General features: G+C 68.9%; 21 protein-coding genes. 7 read left to right on the top strand and 14 right to left on the bottom strand.

Features of this window, described 5'->3' with window-relative positions:
* Together AB0F44_RS28590 and AB0F44_RS28585 are read right to left on the bottom strand one after the other, a co-directional pair.
* On the bottom strand, positions 1-663 hold the full coding sequence (locus tag AB0F44_RS28590; protein WP_357360536.1) for a Type 1 glutamine amidotransferase-like domain-containing protein: 663 nt from the start codon (positions 661-663) through the stop codon (positions 1-3).
* 20 nt (positions 664-683) lie between these two features.
* The gene (locus AB0F44_RS28585) at positions 684-1,646 is read right to left on the bottom strand and encodes a DMT family transporter (RefSeq protein WP_357360534.1); all 963 of its coding nucleotides are present in this window, start codon (positions 1,644-1,646) and stop codon (positions 684-686) included.
* A 38-nt stretch (positions 1,647-1,684) separates the two neighbouring features.
* Between AB0F44_RS28585 and AB0F44_RS28580 the strand changes: the two genes are divergently transcribed.
* A complete protein-coding gene (locus AB0F44_RS28580) occupies positions 1,685-2,236 on the top strand; it encodes a CGNR zinc finger domain-containing protein (RefSeq protein ID WP_357360532.1) in 552 nt (183 codons plus the stop codon).
* Here the strand turns inward: AB0F44_RS28580 and AB0F44_RS28575 are convergent.
* A complete protein-coding gene (locus AB0F44_RS28575) occupies positions 2,218-3,504 on the bottom strand; it encodes an ArsB/NhaD family transporter (protein ID WP_350659711.1) in 1,287 nt (428 codons plus the stop codon). The two genes, AB0F44_RS28580 and AB0F44_RS28575, sit on opposite strands and share 19 nt — an antisense overlap.
* 102 nt (positions 3,505-3,606) lie before the next feature.
* Here AB0F44_RS28575 and AB0F44_RS28570 point away from each other — a divergent pair, with 102 nt between their 5' ends.
* From AB0F44_RS28570 to AB0F44_RS28560, 3 genes are read left to right on the top strand one after another with little or no spacing between them, the layout of a single operon-like run.
* Complete coding sequence (locus AB0F44_RS28570) at positions 3,607-4,554, top strand: HAMP domain-containing sensor histidine kinase (protein ID WP_357360530.1); 948 nt, start codon at positions 3,607-3,609, stop codon at positions 4,552-4,554.
* Positions 4,551-5,213: a response regulator transcription factor gene (locus AB0F44_RS28565; protein WP_357360528.1), complete on the top strand. Its 663-nt coding sequence runs from the start codon at positions 4,551-4,553 to the stop codon at positions 5,211-5,213. The genes AB0F44_RS28570 and AB0F44_RS28565 overlap by 4 nt, the downstream gene beginning before the upstream one ends.
* Before the next feature lie 19 nt (positions 5,214-5,232).
* Positions 5,233-6,609: a pyridoxal-dependent decarboxylase gene (locus AB0F44_RS28560; protein WP_357360526.1), complete on the top strand. Its 1,377-nt coding sequence runs from the start codon at positions 5,233-5,235 to the stop codon at positions 6,607-6,609.
* Between the two features lie 52 nt (positions 6,610-6,661).
* Here AB0F44_RS28560 and AB0F44_RS28555 read toward each other — a convergent pair whose 3' ends face one another.
* The 4 genes from AB0F44_RS28555 to AB0F44_RS28540 all read right to left on the bottom strand — a co-directional run bounded on the left by AB0F44_RS28555 (position 6,662) and on the right by AB0F44_RS28540 (position 11,849).
* On the bottom strand, positions 6,662-8,353 hold the full coding sequence (locus AB0F44_RS28555; RefSeq protein WP_357360524.1) for an FAD-dependent oxidoreductase: 1,692 nt from the start codon (positions 8,351-8,353) through the stop codon (positions 6,662-6,664).
* 51 nt (positions 8,354-8,404) lie between these two features.
* Entirely contained in the window at positions 8,405-9,184 is a 780-nt protein-coding gene (locus AB0F44_RS28550) for an alpha/beta fold hydrolase (protein WP_357360522.1), read from the bottom strand.
* Between the two features lie 17 nt (positions 9,185-9,201).
* The gene (locus AB0F44_RS28545; RefSeq protein WP_357360520.1) at positions 9,202-9,990 is read right to left on the bottom strand and encodes a hypothetical protein; all 789 of its coding nucleotides are present in this window, start codon (positions 9,988-9,990) and stop codon (positions 9,202-9,204) included.
* Positions 9,991-10,070: 80 nt separating this feature from the next.
* Positions 10,071-11,849 carry a 3-hydroxybutyryl-CoA dehydrogenase gene (locus tag AB0F44_RS28540; protein ID WP_357360518.1) on the bottom strand — a complete coding sequence of 593 codons (1,779 nt, stop codon included), beginning with the start codon at positions 11,847-11,849 and terminating at the stop codon, positions 10,071-10,073.
* Positions 11,850-11,910: 61 nt separating this feature from the next.
* Here AB0F44_RS28540 and AB0F44_RS28535 point away from each other — a divergent pair, with 61 nt between their 5' ends.
* Positions 11,911-12,417, top strand: a complete 507-nt coding sequence (locus AB0F44_RS28535) for a polyketide cyclase (protein WP_357360516.1) — start codon at positions 11,911-11,913, stop codon at positions 12,415-12,417.
* Between the two features lie 123 nt (positions 12,418-12,540).
* Here the strand turns inward: AB0F44_RS28535 and AB0F44_RS28530 are convergent, their stop codons facing one another.
* Positions 12,541-13,707 (bottom strand): 3-hydroxyacyl-CoA dehydrogenase NAD-binding domain-containing protein, encoded by a 1,167-nt coding sequence (locus AB0F44_RS28530; RefSeq protein ID WP_357360514.1) that lies wholly within the window; start codon positions 13,705-13,707, stop codon positions 12,541-12,543.
* An 88-nt stretch (positions 13,708-13,795) separates the two neighbouring features.
* Between AB0F44_RS28530 and nucS the strand changes: the two genes are divergently transcribed.
* Both nucS and AB0F44_RS28520 read left to right on the top strand, forming a co-directional pair.
* Positions 13,796-14,470 carry an endonuclease NucS gene (gene nucS, locus AB0F44_RS28525; RefSeq protein WP_357360512.1) on the top strand — a complete coding sequence of 225 codons (675 nt, stop codon included), beginning with the start codon at positions 13,796-13,798 and terminating at the stop codon, positions 14,468-14,470.
* A gap of 89 nt (positions 14,471-14,559) precedes the next feature.
* Entirely contained in the window at positions 14,560-14,808 is a 249-nt protein-coding gene (locus AB0F44_RS28520; RefSeq protein WP_350659698.1) for a hypothetical protein, read from the top strand.
* Positions 14,809-14,832: 24 nt separating this feature from the next.
* On the opposite strand, the gene AB0F44_RS28515 is transcribed toward AB0F44_RS28520, so the two are convergent.
* The 6 genes from AB0F44_RS28515 to AB0F44_RS28490 all read right to left on the bottom strand — a co-directional run.
* Positions 14,833-16,653, bottom strand: coding sequence for a 5'-nucleotidase C-terminal domain-containing protein (locus tag AB0F44_RS28515; protein ID WP_357360510.1), 1,821 nt, complete (start codon positions 16,651-16,653; stop codon positions 14,833-14,835).
* An 80-nt stretch (positions 16,654-16,733) separates the two neighbouring features.
* The gene (locus tag AB0F44_RS28510) at positions 16,734-16,910 is read right to left on the bottom strand and encodes a hypothetical protein (RefSeq protein ID WP_008362162.1); all 177 of its coding nucleotides are present in this window, start codon (positions 16,908-16,910) and stop codon (positions 16,734-16,736) included.
* 21 nt (positions 16,911-16,931) lie between these two features.
* Positions 16,932-17,825: an FAD-dependent oxidoreductase gene (locus AB0F44_RS28505; protein ID WP_357360508.1), complete on the bottom strand. Its 894-nt coding sequence runs from the start codon at positions 17,823-17,825 to the stop codon at positions 16,932-16,934.
* A 22-nt stretch (positions 17,826-17,847) separates the two neighbouring features.
* Positions 17,848-18,273, bottom strand: coding sequence for a DUF6069 family protein (locus AB0F44_RS28500; protein ID WP_357360506.1), 426 nt, complete (start codon positions 18,271-18,273; stop codon positions 17,848-17,850).
* Positions 18,274-18,395: 122 nt separating this feature from the next.
* A complete protein-coding gene (locus AB0F44_RS28495) occupies positions 18,396-20,423 on the bottom strand; it encodes a protein meaA (RefSeq protein ID WP_357360505.1) in 2,028 nt (675 codons plus the stop codon).
* Between the two features lie 91 nt (positions 20,424-20,514).
* Positions 20,515-20,783 (bottom strand): STAS domain-containing protein (locus tag AB0F44_RS28490; protein ID WP_357360503.1); only part of this gene is annotated, 269 nt, incomplete at its 5' end.

Genomic DNA, 20,783 nt, shown 5'->3' with positions numbered 1-20,783 from the left:
CTATGAGGAGAGCAGCTTCCAGTGCCCTTCGCTGACGACCTCGACCGTGTCGTCGGCAACCTTGATGGCGGTCTGGTCGTCGATGGCGTACGACCGATGACCGATGTCTGCCGCCCAGCGCACCGCCTCGTCCAGGGTGTTCGACGGGAAGACATCGAGGTGCGGAAAGATCGAGAAGTCCACGACCCCGAGGGTGCGGTCGTCCGGCGCCGCCGGCCACTCGACGAACGCTTCGCCGATCCGCGGAGTCATCACCATGCTGCCGGCGCTGACCCCGACCCAGACCGTGTCGGGCAGCGATGGCAGCAGGTCGGCCAACCCGGACTCACGCATCCAGTGGCACAGGTACGTGGCCTCGCCGCCGTGGACCAGCAGCACATCGGCCTCCCGGACCCAGGGGACCCAACGCTCCGCGCCGATCGTGGGCAGCGCGGTCAGCTCGAGGACGCCCAGCGATCCCCACTCCATGGAGGTCATGCCACCCCACGGAGGCAGGCCGCTGACGGTGCCCCGCACCGACTCCGGTCCGAGCATCGGGTGGCCCCACTGCGCCGTCGGGATGCAGAGGGCGGTGGAGTCGGCGATGGGTTTACCCAGCAGGTCGACCAGCGCATCACGGATGCTCGCGTTCGTGACGCCCCCGGACGTGAGGAGAAGCTTCACGGTGCCTCCAGAATCGGGTTTCACCCGCTCGTCGTCGACTGCTCTCCCTGCTGGACCGCGATGATACCGGCCAGCACGACCAGCCCGCCGATGAGCTGAATGAGCCCGGGGGCCTCTCCGAGCAGCAGCCAGGCGACGACGACGGCCGAGACGACCTCGAGGAGCCCCACGAAGGACGAGAGCCGCGAACCGAGGGTGCGGGTGGCGGCGATGCCGGTGGCGTACGCGACCGAGCAGGTGAGAACGCCGAGGCCGATGAGCGGCCCCCACCACGGCATCTCCAGGCCCGCCAGGACCACCGGCGAGGTCTCCATCGTGAACGGGATCGCCCCGACCAGGCAGAGCACCGCGAGCAGGAGCGTGGCGCCGGTGAGGCCGAGCCAGGCCAGCGCGAGCGGTGGCAGCGTGGTGCTGGAGTGGGCGTTGAGCACGTAGTAGCCGGCCAGTCCGACGGCGGCCGCGGAGCCCCACATGATGCCGAGCGGGTGCACGTTCGCCCCGCTGACCAGGTCGAGGACGAGCACGAGCCCGGCGATCGCGACCAGGGCGCCGATCATCGTCAGCCGGGACGGCCGCTCGCCGTGTCGCAGCCACATCCAGGCGACGACGAGCACAACCCCCATGTACTCCAGCAGCAGCGCCGGCCCGACCGCCATCCATTGCACCGCCGAGAAGAAGGCGAACTGCGGCACCACGATGGCCAGCAGTGCGTACGCCACCACGACCCGCCAGCTCGCAGCGACACCCCGCCACCGGCCGGCGAGCGCGCGCAGCGCGAAGGGGGCCAGCACCACCGCGCCGATGCCGACGCGGAAGACCAGCACGCCGCCCGTCGACCAGCCGGTGTCGAAGAGGCCGCGTCCCAGCGGGCCCGAGAGGCTGAACGTGACCGCCGAGACGACCGCCATCAGCAGTCCGGCAGCCACCAGCGGCGTCTTCTGCGTGCTCTGCGGCACCGCCTCGTCATTGGTCAAAGTCGTCATGACACATGACGATCCCAGCGACGCGGTAATGTGTCAACATGGTTTTCACCCATGACACCGACGTAGGCCTCCAGGCAGCCGCGGCGCTGGCGAACACCCTCGCCCTCTCCCCCGGCTCGGTCGACGAACTGGATACCGTGGCGGCCCTCGACGAGTTCTTCGTGACGTACGACTACACCGGGCGGCACGACGGCAACCGCGCGGAGCTCGATGAGGTCCGGGCCCTCCGCGTCCGGCTGCGCGATCTGCTCACCGCCGAGCGCGACGAGGCCGTGCGGCTGACCAACGAGATGCTCGCCGAGCACCGCGCGACGCCCCAGCTCGTCCGCCACACGAACTACGACTGGCACATCCACGCCACCGAGCCCGACGCCCCGCTGGCCACCAGGATCGCCGTCGAGACCGCGATGGCCATGGTCGACGTCATCCGCGCCGGCGAGCTGTCCCGCCTCTCGATCTGCGCCGACGACAACTGTGCCGGCGTGGTCGTCGACCTCTCCCGCAACCGCTCCAAGCGCTACTGCTCGCCGACCTGCACCAATCGCAACGCGGTTGCCGCCTATCGGGAACGTCAGGCGAGCACGAAGTAGCGGAGGGCTACGTAGACCCAGGCGACGGCCAGGGTCACGATCGTCACCACGATGCCGTACCTGGTGAACTTCCAGAAGCTGATCGGGTGGCCGGCCTTGGCGGCGAGGCCGAGCACCACCACGTTGGCGCCGGCGGCGACGGCGGTCGTGTTGCCACCGAGGTCGGCACCGAAGACGAGGGCCCACCACAGCGGGCTGTCGGCACCCGAGGACGGCGTCGCGGCGACCATCTCCTCCACGATCGGCACCATCGCCGCCGTGTAGGGGATGTTGTCGACGAACCCGCCCACGACGGCCGAGCCGATCATCAGCCCGGTCACCCCAGCGAGCTCGTTGTCGCCCATCAGCTCGGCGGCGTACGTCCCGAGGGACCCGATCACGCCGACCTCCACCAGCCCGCCGACCAGCACGAAGAGCGCCATGAAGAAGGCCAGGGTCGACCACTCGACCTCCTCCAGGAACGCCTCCGTCTGCGTCTGGGAGACGACCACCATCGCGCCGGCGCCGAGCATGGCGACCATCGACGGATCCAGGTGGAGCTCGGTGTGCAGGCTGAAGGCGAGCATCACCAGGGCCAGGACGGCGAGACAGCGATAGAGCAGCCCGCGGTCATGGATCGCCGAGGCGGGCGGCTCGATCAGTCCGTCCAGGTCGACCCGACCACGGAAGTCGCGCCGGAAGAGCACCCGGACCAACCCGATCAGGACGACCAACAGGATCAGGCACAGCGGCAGCGAGTGGATCAGGAAGTCGTCGAAGGTCAGGTTGGCCCGGCTGGCCACGATGATGTTGGGCGGGTCGGCGATCAGGGTCGAGGTGCCGCCGACGTTGGCGGCCAGGATGAGCGAGATCAGGTAGGGCATCGGGCGCAGGCCCAGCCGCTCGCAGACCGACAGCGTCACCGGCGTGACGAGCAGCACCGTGGTCACGTTGTCGAGGATCGGCGAGAGCGCCGCGGTGACCAGGATCAGCAGTGTCGCCAGGCGCGCCGGGCGGCCGCCGGAGTGTTTGACCGCCCAGAGTGCGAGGAACTCGAACAGGCCCGTCTGCTTGAGGACTCCGACGATCACCATCATCCCGAAGAGCAGGAAGATGACGTCCCAGTCGACCCCGGTCTCATGGCTGAAGAAGGCCGACTCGGCGTTGATGATCCCGAGCGCGACCATCGCGGCGACGCCACCCAGGGCGGCGGCGACGCGGTGGACGCGCTCGGTGGCGATGAGGCCGTAGGTGACGATGAAGACGGCCACCGCTGCGTACACGATCATGCGTTGAGCTCCATGCCATCGACCCTCCGTTACCGGAGACTCGATCCGAATGGGTGCTGCCACCCATAAGTCCTGACCAGAGGACATGTCAGGGTTGGTGGCATGAGTCATCTACCGCTCTACTGGCGGGTCTGCCTGACCAACGGCACGCTCTTCTGCGTCGGCACCCTGGTCTTGGCACTGTCCCCGGCCCGGGTCTCCGAGCGCGTCCTGGCCTCGGAAGCCGTGGTGCTGGCCGTCGGGCTGGTCGTGATGGCGACGCTCAACGCGCTCCTGCTGCTGCGCAGCCTGGCGCCGATCGACCGGGTGATCCGCACCATGGACTCGGTCGACCACCTCTCCCCCGACCAGCGCCTGCCGACCCCCGGCAAGGGCGCCGGCGCCCGGCTGGTGGCCAGCTACAACGCGATGCTCGACCGGCTGGAGACCGAGCGGAGCACCAGCAACGCCAAGGCGCTCGCCGCACAGGAGGCGGAGCGACACCGGATCGCCCAGGAGCTCCACGATGAGGTGGGACAGTCGCTCACCGTCGTACTCCTGGGGCTCAAGGGGCTGGAGCGACAGGTGCCGGAGGACGTACGCCCCGAGCTCGCCGCCGTCCGCGAGTCTGCGCGCACCGGCATCGACGACGTACGCCGCGTGGCCCGCCAGCTGCGGCCGGGTGTGCTCGAGGACCTCGGCCTGCACGCCGCCCTGGCCTCGCTGGCCACCGACGTCGGCGCCCTGGGCCGCACGACCGTACGTCGCACCATCGGCCGCGGGCTTCCCGAGCTGCCCCAGGACCGGGAGCTGGTGATCTACCGGGTCGCTCAAGAGGCGCTCACCAACGTCGTACGTCACGCCCACGCCGCCACCGCCGAGCTCTCGCTCTGCAAGGTCGGCGACATGGTCGTCCTCACCGTCTCCGACGACGGCCGCGGCAGCGCCGACCTCGTGGCCGGCGCCGGGATCAGCGGGATGCGCGAGCGGGCCCTGCTCGTCGGTGCCGACCTGAGCGTGACCAGCACCCCCGGCCGCGGCACCACCGTCTGCCTGGAGGTGCCGCTGTGACTCCCACGCCCGCGAAGATCCGGATCCTGCTGGCCGACGACCACACCCTCGTACGCCGCGGAGTCCGCCTCATCCTCGACGCCGAACCGGACCTCGAGGTGGTCGCCGAGGCCGCCGATGGAGCGGAGGCCGTCGCGGCGCTGCGCGATACCGAGGTCGACCTGGTGATCCTCGACGTCGCCATGCCCCGCATGACCGGGCTGCAGGCCGCGCGCACGATCGCCCGGATGCGTACGCCTCCGAAGATGCTGATGCTCTCGATGCACGACAACGAGCAGTATTTCTTCGAGGCGCTCAAGGTCGGCGCCAGCGGGTACGTCCTCAAGTCGGTCGCGGACGAGGACCTGGTCAAGGCGTGCCGCACCGCCATTCGGGGCCAAGCGTTCGTCTATCCCGGCGCGATGAGTGCCCTGGTCCGCGACTACCTCGACCGCCTCAACCGTGGCGAGAGCCTGCCGCGCACGGTGCTGACCGAGCGCGAGGACGAGGTGCTCAAGCTCATCGCCGAGGGCCATTCGACCCGCGAGATCGCCCGCGAGCTGACGATCTCCTACAAGACCGTCGAGCGGCACCGCGAGAACATCCTCGCCAAGCTCGGCCTCCGTGATCGCACCCAGGTCACGCGATATGCCATCAGAGCAGGTCTCATCGAGCCCTGAGAAGGCCTACCGTCGAAGGATGGACCCACGGCTCGACGCAGACCTCGCCGGGATGACCGATCTCCTCGGCGCGATCCAGGACTATGCACAGGAGATCATCGCCAGTCTCGACGACAGGCCAGTGACGTCTCCGTTCCGGCCGCCCTCAGCCGAGCGGCTTCCGGCACAGGGCGCTGGCGGCCAAGCCGCTCTGCGCCACTTCGAGAACCGCTGGGCGCCAGGCTTCTCGGCGAGCGCCGGCCCCCGCTACCTGGGCTTCGTCACCGGCGGGGCGACCCCGGCCGCGGTCGCCGGGGACTGGCTGACCTCGGTCTTCGACCAGAACACCATCACGGTCCAGGACTCCGCCGCCAGCGACCTGGAGCGCGAGACGGTGCGCTGGTTCCTCGACCTGCTGGATCTTCCCAGCGACTTCAGCGGAGCGTTCGTCACCGGTGCGACGATGTCCAATCTCACCGGGCTGGCGCTGGCGCGCGAGTGGGTCGGTGACCGGCTCGGGGTGTCGGTCTCGGCCCAAGGCGTCGCGGCGCTCGGTGGGGTCGTCGTGCTGTCCGGCGCCGCCCACTCCACGGTCTCCAAGGCGCTGTCCGTGCTCGGGCTGGGCCGCGACAGCCTTCATCCGGTCGCCCTCCTCCCCGGCCGGGATGCGGTCGACATCGACGCGTTGCGCGCTGCCCTCCGTGAACAGGACGGCCGGCCCGTGATCGTCGTGGCCAACGCCGGCACCGTGAACACCGGCGACTTCGACGACCTGGACGCCATCGCCGACCTCCGCGACGAGTTCCCGTTCTGGCTGCACGTCGACGGCGCCTTCGGTGCCTTCGCGGCCCTCTCTCCCGCCCACGCCCACCTCGTCGCAGGTCTCTCGCGCGCGGACTCGATCTGCGTCGATCTACACAAGTGGCTCAACGTCCCCTACGACTCCGCGATCCAGCTCAGCCGTCACCCGGAACTGCAGGCTCGCGTCTTCAGCAACGCCTCGGCCTATATCGGCCTCCCCGGCACGTCCCCCGACTTCGTACACCTCACCCCCGAGAGCTCACGCCGCCTGCGCGCCCTGCCTGCCTGGTTCACCTTGTACGCCTACGGGCGCGACGGGCACCGCGAGATCGTCGAGCGCACCATCACTCTTGCGCACCGGGCTGGGACGTTGCTTGCCGAGATCGATGGGGTCGAGCTGCTCGCGCCGGTCTGGCTCAACATCGTCTGTATAAAGGTTCCTGGCGATCCTGCTGAGCTTGCTCGCCGCGTTGCCGACACTGGCGTGACCTTCTTGACTCCTACGGTTCATCACGGCACTCCCGCCTTGCGGTTGGCGTTCAGCAACTGGCGTACGTCTGAGGCGGATGTGGATCGGATCGTCGAGGTTTTCCGGCGGCTCTTGTCGGGCAGTTAGCCCACGACGCGACCGAGGGCCGGAACGTCGCTCTGACCACCGTCCCAGGGGCTCAGGCGCCGAACTCCCGGGCGCGCAGCTTCGCCAGGTGGGCGTGCACCAGCGGAAGCACCGACGCACCCTCGCCGCTCGCGGAGGCGACTCGCTTCATCGACCCGGCACGCACGTCCCCGACGGCGAACACACCCGGCACCGTCGTCTCCAGACTCGCGGGCGGGCTCCCGTCGACCCACGCCTCGCGGGGTACGTCGCGACCGGTCAGGACGAACCCGTGCTCGTCGAGCGCGACCCCGTCCGCCAGCCACAAGCAGTCAGGTTCTGCTCCGAGCAGGCAGAAGAGGCCGTCGGCGGACGTCTTGGTGTCCTCGCCGGTGTCCAGGTTCTCCAACCGCAGCCAATCGAGCCGACCGTCGCCACCGCCGTCGCCGACGATTGTGCGCGGCCGGACCTGGATGTTCGACGTCGCGTCGATCTCACGTACGAGATAGGCCGACATGGTCCCCGCGAGGTCGTTTCGCCGGACCAGGATCGTCACGGTGCTCGCGAACTTGGCGAGGTGTATGGCTGCCTGTCCGGCCGAGTTGCCCCCACCGACCACGAAGACGTCCCGGCCCTGCATCTCGCGCGCCATCGACGTCGCGGCGCCGTAGTACACGCCCGCGCCCACCAGGTCGTCCACCGCGGGCACCCCGAGCCGGCGATACGTCACACCCATCGCGAGCACGACCGTACGGGCGCAGAACTGCGCGCCACGCACGTGCACGTGCTGGTGCTCGGGCTCGTCGACCGGACCGGGCTCGATCCCGGTCACCGGACGCCCGGTGAAGAATCGGGCGCCGAACCTGCTGGCCTGGATGCGGGATCGCTGGGCGAGGCGCATGCCCGAGATGCCACGTGGGAAGCCGAGGTAGTTGCGGATCATCGAGCTCGACCCTGCCTGGCCGCCGATCGCGTCGCGCTCCACGACGACCGTCGCCAAGCCCTCCGACGCGGCATAGACGGCCGCCGCGAGGCCCGCCGGCCCGCCGCCCACGATGGCGACGTCGGCGATCACTCCCTCAGGGATCTCGTCGAACCCGCCGTAGATGGCCTCGGCGGCCGTCGCCGCCGTCGCGCCGGATACCACGCGACCCGTGAAGGTGCGGACCAGAGGCAGCCGTGCGCCCGAGCCGGCGGCCTCGATGAGCTCCTGAGCCTCGTCGTCGTCCGGCCCGAGCAGGCGATGCGGGAAACCCATGCGTTCGAGCAGGTCGCGGATCGCCGCCGCGTCACGGTCGCCCGGATCGGCCACGACGTCGGTCACGGTCACCAGCGGTTTGCCCACCGACCATCCCCACTCCGAGAGCAGCTCGATCAGCGCGGTGTGGAACTCCTCGTCCCGCGGGCCGCGCGGGATGAGCACGAAGGTGTCCATCTCGCGCTGGAGCGCCGCGGCCCTCAGGTCATCGAGAGCATCGGCGAAGTCGTCCCACGATACGAGCGCGACCCGGCGCGCCGTCGCCACGATGCCCGGCAGTTGGTGCAGGAACTCGATCGAGGTGCCTTCGTCGAGAACGTGCTCGACAGCGACCATGGCGATCTGCGCACCGTCGGCCACGAGCCCGCGGGTCCGGTCGAGGCCCGCGGCGAAGCCCACCACCGGCTCGATCCGGTAGTCACGGTCGTACCGCGCCCGGAACTCCCGCTCGAGGACGTCGGCATGCTCGCCGCCGACCAGCACGATGACTGGCCTGTCGCGTTCCATGCCGCACAGCGTAGACGCCGCCTGGCCGGCGCCCGGGCCGTTTCCAGTGTCTCAGTCGCCGAGGAACTGACGCAGGGCCGCGAGGAAGGTCTCCGGCTTCTCGGAGTGGACCCAGTGGCCGGCGCCCTTGATCGTCACCTTGCGGTAGCGCGGGAACCATTCCTTCATCGCCGGCGCGTACTCGTCGGTGACGTAGTTGGACAGCTCGCCTGCCACCCACATCACGGGCCCGTCGTACGGGTCGTACGCCTTCAGCTCCTCGGTTGGCCAGTCGCCGATGCGGTCGAGGTCGCGGCCCAGGACGGGGAGGTTCATGGACCAGCGCCAGCTGTCGCCGTCGCGGCGCAGGTTCTGCAGCAGGAAGCCGCGGATCGTCGGATCGGGGACCGCCTCCTGCATCCCGGCGTCGGCCTCCTCCCGGCGAGTGATGCGGGCCAGGTCGAGGCTCTGCATGGCGTCGACGTACGTCTTGAAGCCGCCGACGCGGTCGTAGACGACGGGGGACATGTCGGCCACGACGAGCTTCGCGACCAGCTCGGGGCGGGTGATCGCGAGCAGCATCGCCACCTTGCCGCCCATCGAGTGGCCGACCACGGTCGCGGGGTCGTCTGCTGAGAGCAGCTCGGCTACGGCCGCGGTCACCTCGAGGTAGTCGAAAGTGTCAGGCTGCGGGGAGCGACCGTGGTGCGGCAGGTCGACGAGCGTGACCCGATGCTTGTCGGCCAGCTGCTTGCCGAGCGTGTTCCAGTTGCGTCCCTGTCCGAAGAGTCCGTGCAGGAAGACGACACGACTTCCGGCGTCGCCGAGCTCGAGCGTATGAAGTGGTGGCACTGGGGAAGCGTACGCGGCTAGAAATCGAAGCCGTCGAACATGTCACCGATGCCGTCGCCGATCCCGCCGAACATGTCGCCCATACCCTCGCCGATGCCGCCGATCGCGTCACCCATGCCCTCGCCGATCTCACCGAAGGCGTCGAAGCCGCCGAACGCGCTGAACATCAGCCCGGCGAACATCCAGTCCATCGGCGAGAAGGCGCCGAAGTAACCGGCGGCGTAGGGCCGGTAGGCCGGGCCACCCTGCCAGTAGGGAACGCGCTCGTTGCCGACCATCACCTTGCGGGTGTCGGGCTCCGCGCCGACCTTGACGCGCTCAGCGTCGAGCGCGCAGGCGGGTACGTCACGGGTGGTGCCACCCGGCGGCGCCCAGGCCACGTCCTCGACGGAGAGGCCGTGGCGGGGGTCGAAGAAGCACGGCGGGCGGCGCTTCGGCAGCGGCTCGCCGGCGACTCGCGCCTCGACGCAGGCGATCGCGTAGCGGCCGTCCTCGACGATCGTCGTGATCTTCTTGACGTCGTCGGGCACGGTCATCTTGTCGACGGTGCGCTTGGCCGTCTCGTATTCGTCCAGCGCGCGCTGGTAGTCGGCGTTGGCGCCCTCGTCGAGCTCCTTGCCGGCCATGTCCAGGTCGAGCCGCTGCAGCTCTTCACCGAAGGCGGTCACGTCCTCGAAGGCGAGCTGCTTGACCGGCTCGAGGTCAGCGCGCTGCTTTTCCAGCGCTCGCGCCTGCGAGCGCCTGTTGGTCACTACCACGGTCCCGATCACCGCGACGACGATGAGAAGTGCGATCAGAAGTCCCACGTCTTTCAGCGTACTGCCACGGTGGTCGGGCCGGGAGTGACCTCAAATCTTCAGCTGTGCATATTGCTTCGGGCTCCGCTTCAGCTGTAGTCGCGGAAGCCCTTGCCGGTCTTGCGGCCCAGGTAGCCCGCGGTGACCAGGTGCTCCAGCAACGGCGCAGGTGCGAAGCCCGGCTCGCGGAACTCCAGGTAGAGCTCGCGCTCGATGGCCAGCGAGACGTCGTTGCCGACGACGTCGAGCAGCTCGAACGGACCCATCGGCAGCGCACAGCCGAGCTTCATCGCGGTGTCGATGTCGTCGGCGGTCGCGTAGTGCCCCTCGAGCATCTTGACGGCGTCGTTGAGGTAGGGGAAGAGCAGCGCGTTGACGATGAAGCCGGCCCGGTCCCCGCACGAGACCGGCGACTTGCCGACGTTCTTGCAGAGGGCGCGGACGGTCTCGGAGACGTCCTCGTCCGTGGTGACGGTGGAGACGACCTCGACCAGCTTCATCACCGGCGCCGGGTTGAAGAAGTGCATCCCGACGACGTCGGACGGCCGCTTCGTCACCTTCGCCAGCTCGATGACCGGCAGGCTCGAGGTCGTGGTCGCCAGAATCGCGCCCGGCTTGCAGATGTCGTCGAGGTTCTCGAAGAGCGTGGTCTTGATGGCCAGGTCCTCGGCGATCGCCTCCACGACGATGTCGACGTCGGCCAGGTCGTCGAGCGAGGTCGTGCCGGTGAGCCGGCCGAGGATCTCCGGCTTCGCCGACTCCTCCAGCTTGCCTCGTCCGATCGCCTTGTCGAGGCTCTTGGTGATCCGCGCGGCGACACCGTCGACCTTGTCGGGGCTGCGCCCGACGTACGTCACGTCGTAGCCGCCCTTGGCGAAGACCTCGACGATTCCGGAGGCCATCGTGCCGGTGCCGACGACGCCGACCTTCGAGATCGGGCGGCGCAGCTCGTGGGCGGCGTCGGCGCTCGGGGTCAGCGCGTCCGGGACGACGACGGGCGAGTCGGCAGCCTCGTAGGTGTAGAAGCCGCGGCCCGACTTCCGCCCGAGCATCCCGGCGGTGACCATCTGCTTGAGGATCGGCGCGGGGGCGTGCAGCCGGTCGCGACCCTGGCGGAACATCTTGTCGAGGATCTCGTAGGAGGTGTCCAGCCCGATCAGGTCCAGCAGGGCCAGCGGCCCCATCGGGTAGCCGCAGCCCAGCCGCATCGCGGTGTCGATGTCCTCGCGGGTGGCGTAGTGGCCCTCGAACATCGCAACCGCGTGGTTCAGGTAGCCGAAGAGCAGCGCGTTGGCGATGAACCCGGCCCGGTCGCCGCAGACCACCGGCGACTTGCCGACCTTGCCGACGACCTCGCGCACGTCCTCGAGCACGTCGGGCTCGGTCACCACGGTGCGTACGATCTCGACGAACTTCTGCACCGGGGCCGGGTTGAAGAAGTGCACGCCGACGACCCGCCCCGGGTGGTTGGAGGCGGTCGAGATCTCGGTCACCGACAGCGACGAGGTGTTGGTCGCCAGGATCGTCTCGGGAGCCACGATCTCGTCGAGGGTGGCGAGGATCGACTTCTTCAGCTCCAGCGACTCCACGACCGCCTCGACGACCATGTCGACGTCCTTGAGCGCCGTCGCGTCGGTGGCGAAGGAGATCCGGCCGAGCAGTGCCTCCTGCTCCTCCTCGCTGAGCTTGCCGCGCTTGACCGCGCGACCCGTCGAGTGCGCCAGGTGGGCCTTGCCACGCTCGAGGCCCTCCTCGTCCCGCTCCACCCCGACAACGGTGAACCCGTTGCGGGCGAACACCTCCGCGATACCGGCACCCATGGTGCCCAGGCCGACGACTCCGACTGTCTCGATCGTGCGCTCACTCATGCCCCGCATCCTGCCACGGTGTGATGCCCGGCACGCCAGGACGCCGCTAGATTCGGGCACTGTGACCGACCAGACTCAGGCCGCCGAGCGCATCGAGGCCGAACGCATCGACGCCGAGCGGATCATCCCCGCCTCCCCCACCGACATCTTCGCCGTTCTGATCGACCCCGACGGCCATGTCGCCATCGACGCCGCCGGCATGCTCCAGTCCGCGGAGGGATCGCCGGTGAGTGCGGTCGGCGACCGGTTCGTCGTCCACATGGACCGCGAGGCCCTCGGCGACTACCCGCTCGGCAAGTACGACGTCACCGTGATCGTCACCGGCTTCGAACCCGACCGGGCCATCGAATGGACCATCGAAGGCACCGTCAAGCCGCCCATCGGCCACCGCTTCGGCTACGAGCTCGAGCAGCTCGAATCCGGTGACACCCGCGTCACCTCGTACTGCGACTGGTCCACCGCCCTCCCCGAGTGGAAGGCGATCTTCCCGGTGATCGACCAGAAGTCGATCCGGGCCACCCTGGGAATCCTGGAACGAGCCGTACGCCGCGGCTACCCCAGCCCCTGACCGAAGCGTCACCCCCGCAGGCCGAGGCGTCACTCGCGCGAATCGAGCCGGCACCGAAGTGCCGACTCGATTCGCGTAGGTGACGCCTCGGCCGACGTACGTGACTTCTCGGCCGGGCTGGGATCAGTAGGTGTGGAAGCCCTCGCCGGTCTTGCGGCCGAGCTTGCCCTCCTCGACCTTCTGGACAAGGAGGGGGGCGGGGTCGAAGCCGGGCTCGCCGAACTCGTTGCGGAGCTCGGACTGGATGGCCAGCGAGACGTCGTTGCCGACCACGTCGAGGAGCTCGAAGGGGCCCATCGGGAAGCCGGCGGTCTCCTTGATCGCGGCGTCGATCTCGGCAATGGCGACGCCGGACTCGTGCAGCTTGACCGCGTCGTTGAGGTAGGGGAACAGCAGCGCGTTGACGATGAAGCCGGATCGGTCGCCGCAGGAGACCGGGACCTTCTTGACCGCGGCGGACAGCGCGCGCACTGTCTCGTCGACCTCGGGCGAGGTGAGGTCGGTGGTGACCACCTCGACGAGCTTCATGACCGGCGCGGGGTTGAAGAAGTGCATCCCGATGACATCCCCGGGGCGCGCGGTGACCTTGGCGAGCTCGGTGATCGGCATCGAGCTGGTGGTCGTGGCCAGGATGGCACCGGTCTTGGCGATCCGGTCGAGGTCCTTGAAGAGCTCGGTCTTGACGTCGAGGTCCTCGGCGATGCCCTCGACGATCAGGTCGGCCTCGCCGAGGTCCTCGCGCGAGGTGCTGCCGGTGAGGCGGCCGAGCACGGCGGCCTTGGTCTCCTCGTCCGAGCGGCCCTTCGCGATGGCCTTGTCGAGCGACTTGGTGATGCCGGCGACGACCCCGTCGAGCTTCTCCTGCGAGCGGCCGACGAAGACGACGTCGTACCCGGCCTGGGCGAAGACTTGGACGATGCCCGAGGCCATCGTGCCGGTGCCGACCACGCCGATCTTCTCGATCGTGTGGCGCAGCTCGGGAGCCTTTGCGTGGTCCCCGGCCACCGAGGCGAACGTCCCGGACTCGCCGGCGACCTTGGTGAGCAGGTCGGCGGGCTTGTGCAGGTTGTCGCCGGTCTCCTCGAAGCGGGCGAGCAGCGCGTCGCGTACGCCGGAGGCGCCGATCTCGTCGGCCGTGGCCAGCGGCCCCTGGGGGTAGCCGCAGCCGAAGCACATGGCGTTGTCGATGTCGGTGGCGGTGGCGTAGCCCGACTCGAGCATGCGAATGGCGTGGTTGAGGTAGGGCAGCACGAGCACGTCGTGGATGGAACCCTGGGTCGAAACCGTCATGCGACGGAAGACTGCCAAATTTATTACCCATGAGTAACCCCTAGTGGCGTGACGCTGCTCACATGGGGCCATGCGATACGTTCTCCCGGTGAGACTCGTCGTTGCCACCTGCCAGGTCGACTACGCGGGGCGGCTCACCGCCCACCTCCCGATGGCCACCAGGGTGTTGATGCTCAAGGCCGACGGATCGGTGCTGGTCCACTCCGACGGGGGCTCCTACAAGCCCCTCAACTGGATGTCGCCGCCCTGCACCCTCTCGGAGGGCAAGTCCGACGACGGCCGCGTCGAGTGGACCGTCACCTCCAAGACGGATGACACCCTGCGCATCCTGATCGACGAGATCCACCACGAGACGTCGCACGACCTCGGCATCGACCCCGGCCTGCAGAAGGACGGCGTCGAGAAGCACCTCCAGGAGCTCCTCGCCGACCACCCGGCGACCCTGGGCGAGGGGTTGACCCTCGTACGCCGCGAGTACCCGACCGCGATCGGGCCGGTCGACCTGATGTGCCGCGACGCCGACGGGAAGTCGGTCGCGGTCGAGATCAAGCGGCGCGGTGAGATCGACGGCGTCGAGCAGCTGACCCGCTATCTCGAGCTGCTCAACCGCGACCCGCTGCTGGCCCCGGTGAGGGGCATCTTCGCTGCTCAGGCGATCAAGCCGCAGGCCCGGGTGCTGGCCGAAGATCGGGGCATCACCTGCGCGATCGTCGACTACGACGCACTGCGCGGCCTCGATGATCCGACCGAGAGACTCTTCTGACCAACAGTTGGTGCACGGTCAGGCAAGTTCACACAGGGGAAACGCCTTTCCTTACCTTTGAGTAGGAACAGCGTGACAAGATTCACGCCATGTCCATGAACTACTCGGGGCATGGCGTTGGGGGCCGCCTGTCCGTGAGCGACGTCGAGGCGATCATGATCGATCTCCTGACGATGCAGCAGATGCACACGGCGGAGTTCCACGCGATCAAGAGCCGGATGGAGCGCACCGACGCCGCGATCGACAGCGTCAACGCGCGCTTGGACAGCGTCGAGCGGCGGCTGGACGACCTGCTGATCTCGATGAGCCAGCTGCTCAACTGGGCCAACCCCCGCTGACCCGTCGCCCAACCGCCGTGGCGGCTACTCCACGGTGATCGGCTCACCACCGGAGACGAGGCGCCAGTCGACCGAGGCGAACGCGGCCGGGTCGATGACCTGGTGCTCGGTGACCCAGTCGATGAGCAGCTGCCGGATCTCGACCTGCTGGTTGTAGACCACGGTGGCCTCGGTGACGTGCGGGAAGCCGCCGCCACCCGACTGGCGGTAGTTGTTGACCGCGAGCACGAACTCCTGCGCGTCGGTCACCGCGACGCCGCCGTAGGCGAGGTTGGTGATCCGCGAGCCCACCGCGACCGAGATGTCGATGTCGTAGGTCAGCGGTGCGTCCAGCCCGGCGATCGTGTCGAAGTTGTAGTCGGGCGTGCCGTTGGGCGCGGTGTCGGTCGGCGCGTTGGTCACGGCATCGATCGGGAACGGGCCGGTGCCGCTGACCTGCTTGAAGTAGCGGGCCGAGAACTCGAGGTAGTCCTTGAGCTGGGCGCCGGTGATGCGCACGGCCATCAGGGTGTTGTCGTAGATGTAGAGACCGGCGACGTCGCGTACGGTCACCTCGCCCGCGGGGAAGGCGGCGGCGCGGCTGAACGGCGCCGCGATCGAGATGACCGGCAGCTCGGCGTCGGAACCGGTGAGCGCCGCCTTGACCGCGTCGGCCTGGACATAGTTGACGAAGTCGATGATGGGTACGTCCTCGACGACCGCACGCGCGGCCAGCATCTCCACCGCCGAGGTGCCGACGACGGAGTTGACGTAGGAGACCACGATGTCGTGCTGCTCCTGCACGGCGGCCGAGACCTCCGGGTCGGGGTCGACGGTGTTGGAGTTGAGCGTCTGCGAGGTCGCCGACTGCAGGACCCAGCGGGGCCGGCCGTGACGCTTCTCGCGGCGTACGACCAGGTCCATCACCGAGACGCGCATGCCCCAGTAGAGCGGCTCGGTCAGGAGCACCTGCTTGCCGGTCTCGGTGTTGGTGACGTAGCGCTGGGTGATCTCGCGGTGGGCGTGGCCGACGAGGATCGCGTCGACGTCCGCCACCTGCTCGGCCACCAGGGTCGAGGCGTTCTCCGGGGGCAGCTCGTCGCCGTAGGAGCTGGAGGTGTCGGCGCCGGAGTGGGCGCTGATGATGACCAGGTCGCAGCCGGCCTTCTTGAGCTCGGGTACGAAGATCTTCGCCTGCTCGACCAGCCCCGGGAACTCCATCTTCCCCTCGACGTTGGCCTTGTCCCAGATCGCGATGCCGGGGTTGGTCAGACCGAGCACACCGACGCGGAGACGGCGACCGCGGCCCAGGTCGTAGTCCTTGATGATGTAGGGCGGGAAGACCGGCAGCTTGGTCGACGGGTCGACCGCGTTGGCGCCGAGCATCGGGAAGTTCACCTGCTCCTCGAACTTCCGGATCGTGTCGATGCCGTAGTTGAACTCGTGGTTGCCGAGCGCCGCGGCGTCGTAGCCGACCAGGTTCATCGCCCGCGCCATCGGGTGGATCGCGCCCTCGGTGATCGGGTCGATCCGGGCGTAGTAGTAGGCCAGCGGGGTGCCCTGGATGGTGTCACCGGCGTCGATGGTGAGGATCGGCTCGCCGCGACGCTCCTCACGTACGGCGTCGATCAGCGTCTTGACCTTGGCGACGCCGATCTCGTTGCCGGCGCTGTTCGAGAACTCGGCGTTCTTGTAGTAGTCCCAGTTGAAGACGTTGCCGTGCAGGTCGGTCGTCCCGAGCACGGTCAGCCGGACGGTGTCGGGCTTGCCCGCGTGCGCCGGGGCGGCGTAACCGGCAGCGCTCAGCGCCGCGGCGCCCGTGACAGCAGCACCGGACAGGACAGAGCGGCGGGTGGCGTGAGGCATCGGTAACGTCCTTGCGCGAGTGGGTAATGGAATGCAAGGCAATTCCTACCACCTCGGACGCAACTTGGCGGCGCCTTCCGTCAAGCAGCCAGATGCTTCTTCTTGACCGGCTTGCCGTCGAGGGTCACCAGACGGCGCTTCTTGACCGTCATCCCCTCGGGCAGGGTGCCCTCTTTGAGCATGCGGATCGGGCACCGCTTGCAGCGCGACTTCGACACGCAGCACTCCGTCTTGGGAGGCTTCCTCTTCTTGCCCACGCTCGAAGGGTAACAGCAGAGTTAGGCGTGCCTTACTTCCACGAGCGACGCCACCTCGGTGGCACAGCCCCAGCTCAGCGTCACTCCGGCGCCGCCGTGGCCGTAGCAGTGCACCACTCGCCCCTCGCGCTCCAGCCGGACCGAGGGGCGGGCCGGGCGGAGGCCGACCAAGTGAGCCCTGACCTCGGCGTTCGCGATCCCCGGCACCGCTGCGGTGGCATCGGCCAGGATCCGTTCAGCCGTACGCGGGTCCGGGCTCTGGTCCCAGGCGTGCGGCACCGACGTGCCTCCGACCACGGTGTCGCCGCCACGCGGGAAGACGTAGGAGGGGGCGTCGCCCTCGGCCTCCAGCCACTCCTCGGTGGCGCCCGGCCCGAGGACGACGACCTGGCCCTGCACCGGGTAGAGACTGCTGTCGCCGACCAGCTCCCGCGAGCCGAGGCCGGTCGCGTTGACCACGACGTCGGCGTCCAGATTCGCCAGGTCGTCGACGGTCCCGGTCTCGATGCTTCCGCCCGCCTCGGTGACCTGCCGCTCGAGCCAGGGCAGGTAGACCGGCATCTCGGCGATCGGGGCGGTGAACTCGGCGCGACCCTCGGTGACGGTCAGATCGGTGAGCGGCGCGGCCCACCACAGGTCGGCCTCGGGGTTGTGCTGGGTGCCGTGCACCATGCGTACGCCGGCATCCGGCTCCTCCTCGGCCAGCCGGGCGAGCTCGCGGAAGGTCTCGGCGGCCCAGGCCGTCACCCGGTCGCGCGGCTCGGCGAGGTAGGGGAACCAGAACCCGCCGGCCACCGCCGAGGTGGTCCCGCTCGTCCGCTCCCGGCCGATCACGCTGACCTCGTGACCGGCTTCCAGCAGCCGTACCGCGCACGAGAGCCCGATGACTCCGGCTCCGACCACCGTTACTCGCATGCGCGGCAGGCTACTAGGCCGGTCACTCGGCGAGCCGACGAGCCAACACCGGGATGACGATGACGGCGGCGACGACGTGCAGGAGCATCAGGACGACCGCGCTGGCGGCGTCGAAGCCGAAGGTCACGTCGGGGACGAGCGAGGCGACGGTCAGCACGACAGTGGTGACCACGAACGTACGTCGTGGGTGGCGGGCCACACGGGCCATCACCGCGGCCATCGCGACCCCGATGAGCGAGAAGAGGGCGGTCAGCTGGGCGTAGCCGGCGAGCGGGATCGTCCCGCTGGCGGTCTCGAAGCTCACCCCGGCCGCCGAGGCAGCGACGGCCAGGACGGTGACGACCGCGCTGGCGACGACCGTGGCAGCGAGGCCATGGAGCCAGACGGGCTTGCGCACGGCGGCGCGGGTCGAGCGGGTGGTCTGCTGGGCGGTGGTGATCGTGGACATCTCGTACTCCCGTGAAGTGGCGGGAGGCGCTGTCCGCCTCCCTCTGCCCCTTTCACGAATGGCCACGCACCCGGATCGACACGGCTCCCGAAGTTTTTTCGGGAGCCGTGTCGATCCTCGACTCAGGACAGGTCGTTGGCCTTGCGGATGACCTCGACGATGTCGGCCATGATCTCGGTGAGGCTGAAGTCCTTGGGCGTGTAGACCGCCGCGACCCCCGACGCGATCAGCGTCTTCGCGTCGGACTCGGGCACGATGCCACCGACGATGACGGGTACGTCGCCCAAGCCCGCCTCGCGCAGCCCGTCGACCACGGACGGCACGAGCGACATGTGCGAGCCGGAGAGGATGGAGAGCCCGACGACGTGTACGTCCTCGGCGACCGCCGCGGCGACGATCTGCTCAGGGGTGAGCCGGATGCCCTGGTAGATGACCTCGAAGCCGGCGTCACGGGCCCGGACCGCGACCTGCTCGGCGCCGTTGGAGTGACCGTCCAGGCCGGGCTTGCCGACGAGCATGCGCAGCTTGACGCCGAGCTCCTCGCCGGTGACCTTGACCCGGTCGCGTACGGCCGAGAGCTCGGCACCGGCCTCCGCGGCACCGACGGCGCCGGAGACCCCGGTGGGCGCCCGGAACTCGCCGAAGACCTCGCGCAGGGTGCCGGCCCACTCCCCCGTGGTCGCGCCCGCCCGGGCCGCAGCCAGGGTGGCCTCCATCAGGTTGGCGTCGGTCTTCGCGGCGGCGGCCAGAGCGGCGAGCGCCTCGGAGACGGCCGTCTCGTCACGCTCGGCCTTCCACGCCTCGAGAGAGGCCTTAGCGGCCTCCTCGGCACGGGGATCGGCGACCATGATCGCGGCGTCCAGATCCGCGGTCAGCGGGCTCGGCTCGGTGGTGGTGAACTTGTTGACCCCGACGATGATCTCGTCACCCGACTCGATCGCGGCGCGACGGCGCGCGTGCGAGGAGACCAGCTCGGACTTCATGTAACCGGTGTCGACCGCGGCGATCGCGCCGCCCATGGCCTGGACCCGGTCGATCTCCTCCTTGGCGCCCGCGACGAGCTCAGCCACCTTGGCCTCGACGACCGGCGAGCCGTCGAAGAGGTCGCCGTACTCCAGCAGGTCGGACTCGTAGGCGAGGACCTGCTGCAGGCGCAGCGACCACTGCTGGTCCCACGGACGCGGGAGGCCGAGCGCCTCGTTCCAGGCGGGCAGCTGCACCGCGCGCGCCCGCGCGTTCTTGGACAGCGTCACCGCGAGCATCTCCAGCACGATGCGCTGGACGTTGTTCTCCGGCTGCGCCTCGGTCAGGCCGAGGGAGTTGACCTGTACGCCGTAGCGGAACCGGCGCATCTTCGGGTCCTCGACGCCGTAGCGCTCACGGGTGATCTCGTCCCACAGCTCGACGAAGGCGCGCATCTTGCACATCTCCTCGACGAACCGCACGCCCGCGTTGACGAAGAAGGAGATCCGGCCGACGACCTTGCCGAAGTCCTCCTCGGAGACCTGGCCGGAGGCCTTGACCTGGTCGAGGACCGAGATGGCGGTGCACATCGCGTAGGCGATCTCCTGCACCGGCGTCGCCCCGGCCTCCTGCAGGTGGTAGCTGCAGATGTTGATCGGGTTCCACTTCGGGATCTGGTGGACCGTGTAGGCGATCATGTCGCTGATCAGCCGCAGGGAGTGCTCCGGCGGGAAGACGTACGTCCCCCGGGAGAGATACTCCTTGATGATGTCGTTCTGGGTGGTGCCGGCCAGCTTGGCGGCCACCTCAACAGGGTCCATCCCGGGGTTCTGCTCCTCGGCGGCCACCTGATACATCGCGAGCAGCCACATGGCGGTCGCGTTGATCGTCATCGAGGTGTTCATCTCGGTGAGCGGGATCTGGTCGAAGAGCTTGCGCATCTCGCCCATGTGCATGATCGGCACGCCCACCTTGCCGACCTCGCCGCGGGCGAGGACGCTGTCGGGGTCGTAGCCGGTCTGCGTGGGCAGGTCGAAGGCGACCGAGAGACCGGTCTGGCCCTTGGCGAGGTTGTTGCGATAGAGCTCGTTGGACGCCTCGGCGGTCGAGTGGCCGGCGTACGTCCGCATCAGCCAGGAGCGATCCTTCGCCGGGCGGCTCTGCTCGGAAGGCGTGGTGTCCGTCATAAGAGGCATGCTAGCCCCTCGGTTACCGATCAGTAACCGGGTCCGGTGTGGAAGATGTCACTCACCGGCCCAGTCTTTTACCCACTGCCCGCTAGGCGATGAGCGGTGAGTTCTCGACCTCGAGAACACGATAGAGCCTGGAGAGGTGGAGCATCCGGCGCACCGCGGGCGTGCAGCCCTGCAGAGTGAGGCGGCGGCCCTCGGCATGGGCCTGCCGGGTGGCGACGGCGAGCAGCTTCAGCGCCGTCACATCGGCACTGTCCACACCGGAGACGTCGAGGACGACATCACCCTCCACCGAGTCGAGATGGTCATAGATCACGCTGCGTGCCATCCAGGTGCTGCGTACGTCGAAATCTC

Origin of the sequence: Nocardioides sp. NPDC023903, assembly GCF_040639295.1 — a bacterium.
Classification (GTDB): Bacteria; Actinomycetota; Actinomycetes; order Propionibacteriales; family Nocardioidaceae; genus Nocardioides.
The sequence above is the reverse complement of the archived record's forward strand: the minus strand, read 5'-3'. Positions and strand labels throughout refer to the sequence as shown.

Coding starts and splice junctions, on each gene's coding strand:
- AB0F44_RS28585 (WP_357360534.1), bottom strand. CDS start 1,646: ATGACGACTTTGACCAATGACGAGGCGGTGCCGCAGAGCACGCAGAAG.
- AB0F44_RS28580 (WP_357360532.1), top strand. CDS start 1,685: ATGGTTTTCACCCATGACACCGACGTAGGCCTCCAGGCAGCCGCGGCG.
- AB0F44_RS28575 (WP_350659711.1), bottom strand. CDS start 3,504: ATGATCGTGTACGCAGCGGTGGCCGTCTTCATCGTCACCTACGGCCTC.
- AB0F44_RS28570 (WP_357360530.1), top strand. CDS start 3,607: ATGAGTCATCTACCGCTCTACTGGCGGGTCTGCCTGACCAACGGCACG.
- AB0F44_RS28560 (WP_357360526.1), top strand. CDS start 5,233: ATGGACCCACGGCTCGACGCAGACCTCGCCGGGATGACCGATCTCCTC.
- AB0F44_RS28555 (WP_357360524.1), bottom strand. CDS start 8,353: ATGGAACGCGACAGGCCAGTCATCGTGCTGGTCGGCGGCGAGCATGCC.
- AB0F44_RS28540 (WP_357360518.1), bottom strand. CDS start 11,849: ATGAGTGAGCGCACGATCGAGACAGTCGGAGTCGTCGGCCTGGGCACC.
- AB0F44_RS28530 (WP_357360514.1), bottom strand. CDS start 13,707: ATGACGGTTTCGACCCAGGGTTCCATCCACGACGTGCTCGTGCTGCCC.
- AB0F44_RS28520 (WP_350659698.1), top strand. CDS start 14,560: ATGTCCATGAACTACTCGGGGCATGGCGTTGGGGGCCGCCTGTCCGTG.
- AB0F44_RS28515 (WP_357360510.1), bottom strand. CDS start 16,653: ATGCCTCACGCCACCCGCCGCTCTGTCCTGTCCGGTGCTGCTGTCACG.
- AB0F44_RS28505 (WP_357360508.1), bottom strand. CDS start 17,825: ATGCGAGTAACGGTGGTCGGAGCCGGAGTCATCGGGCTCTCGTGCGCG.
- AB0F44_RS28500 (WP_357360506.1), bottom strand. CDS start 18,273: ATGTCCACGATCACCACCGCCCAGCAGACCACCCGCTCGACCCGCGCC.
- AB0F44_RS28495 (WP_357360505.1), bottom strand. CDS start 20,423: ATGACGGACACCACGCCTTCCGAGCAGAGCCGCCCGGCGAAGGATCGC.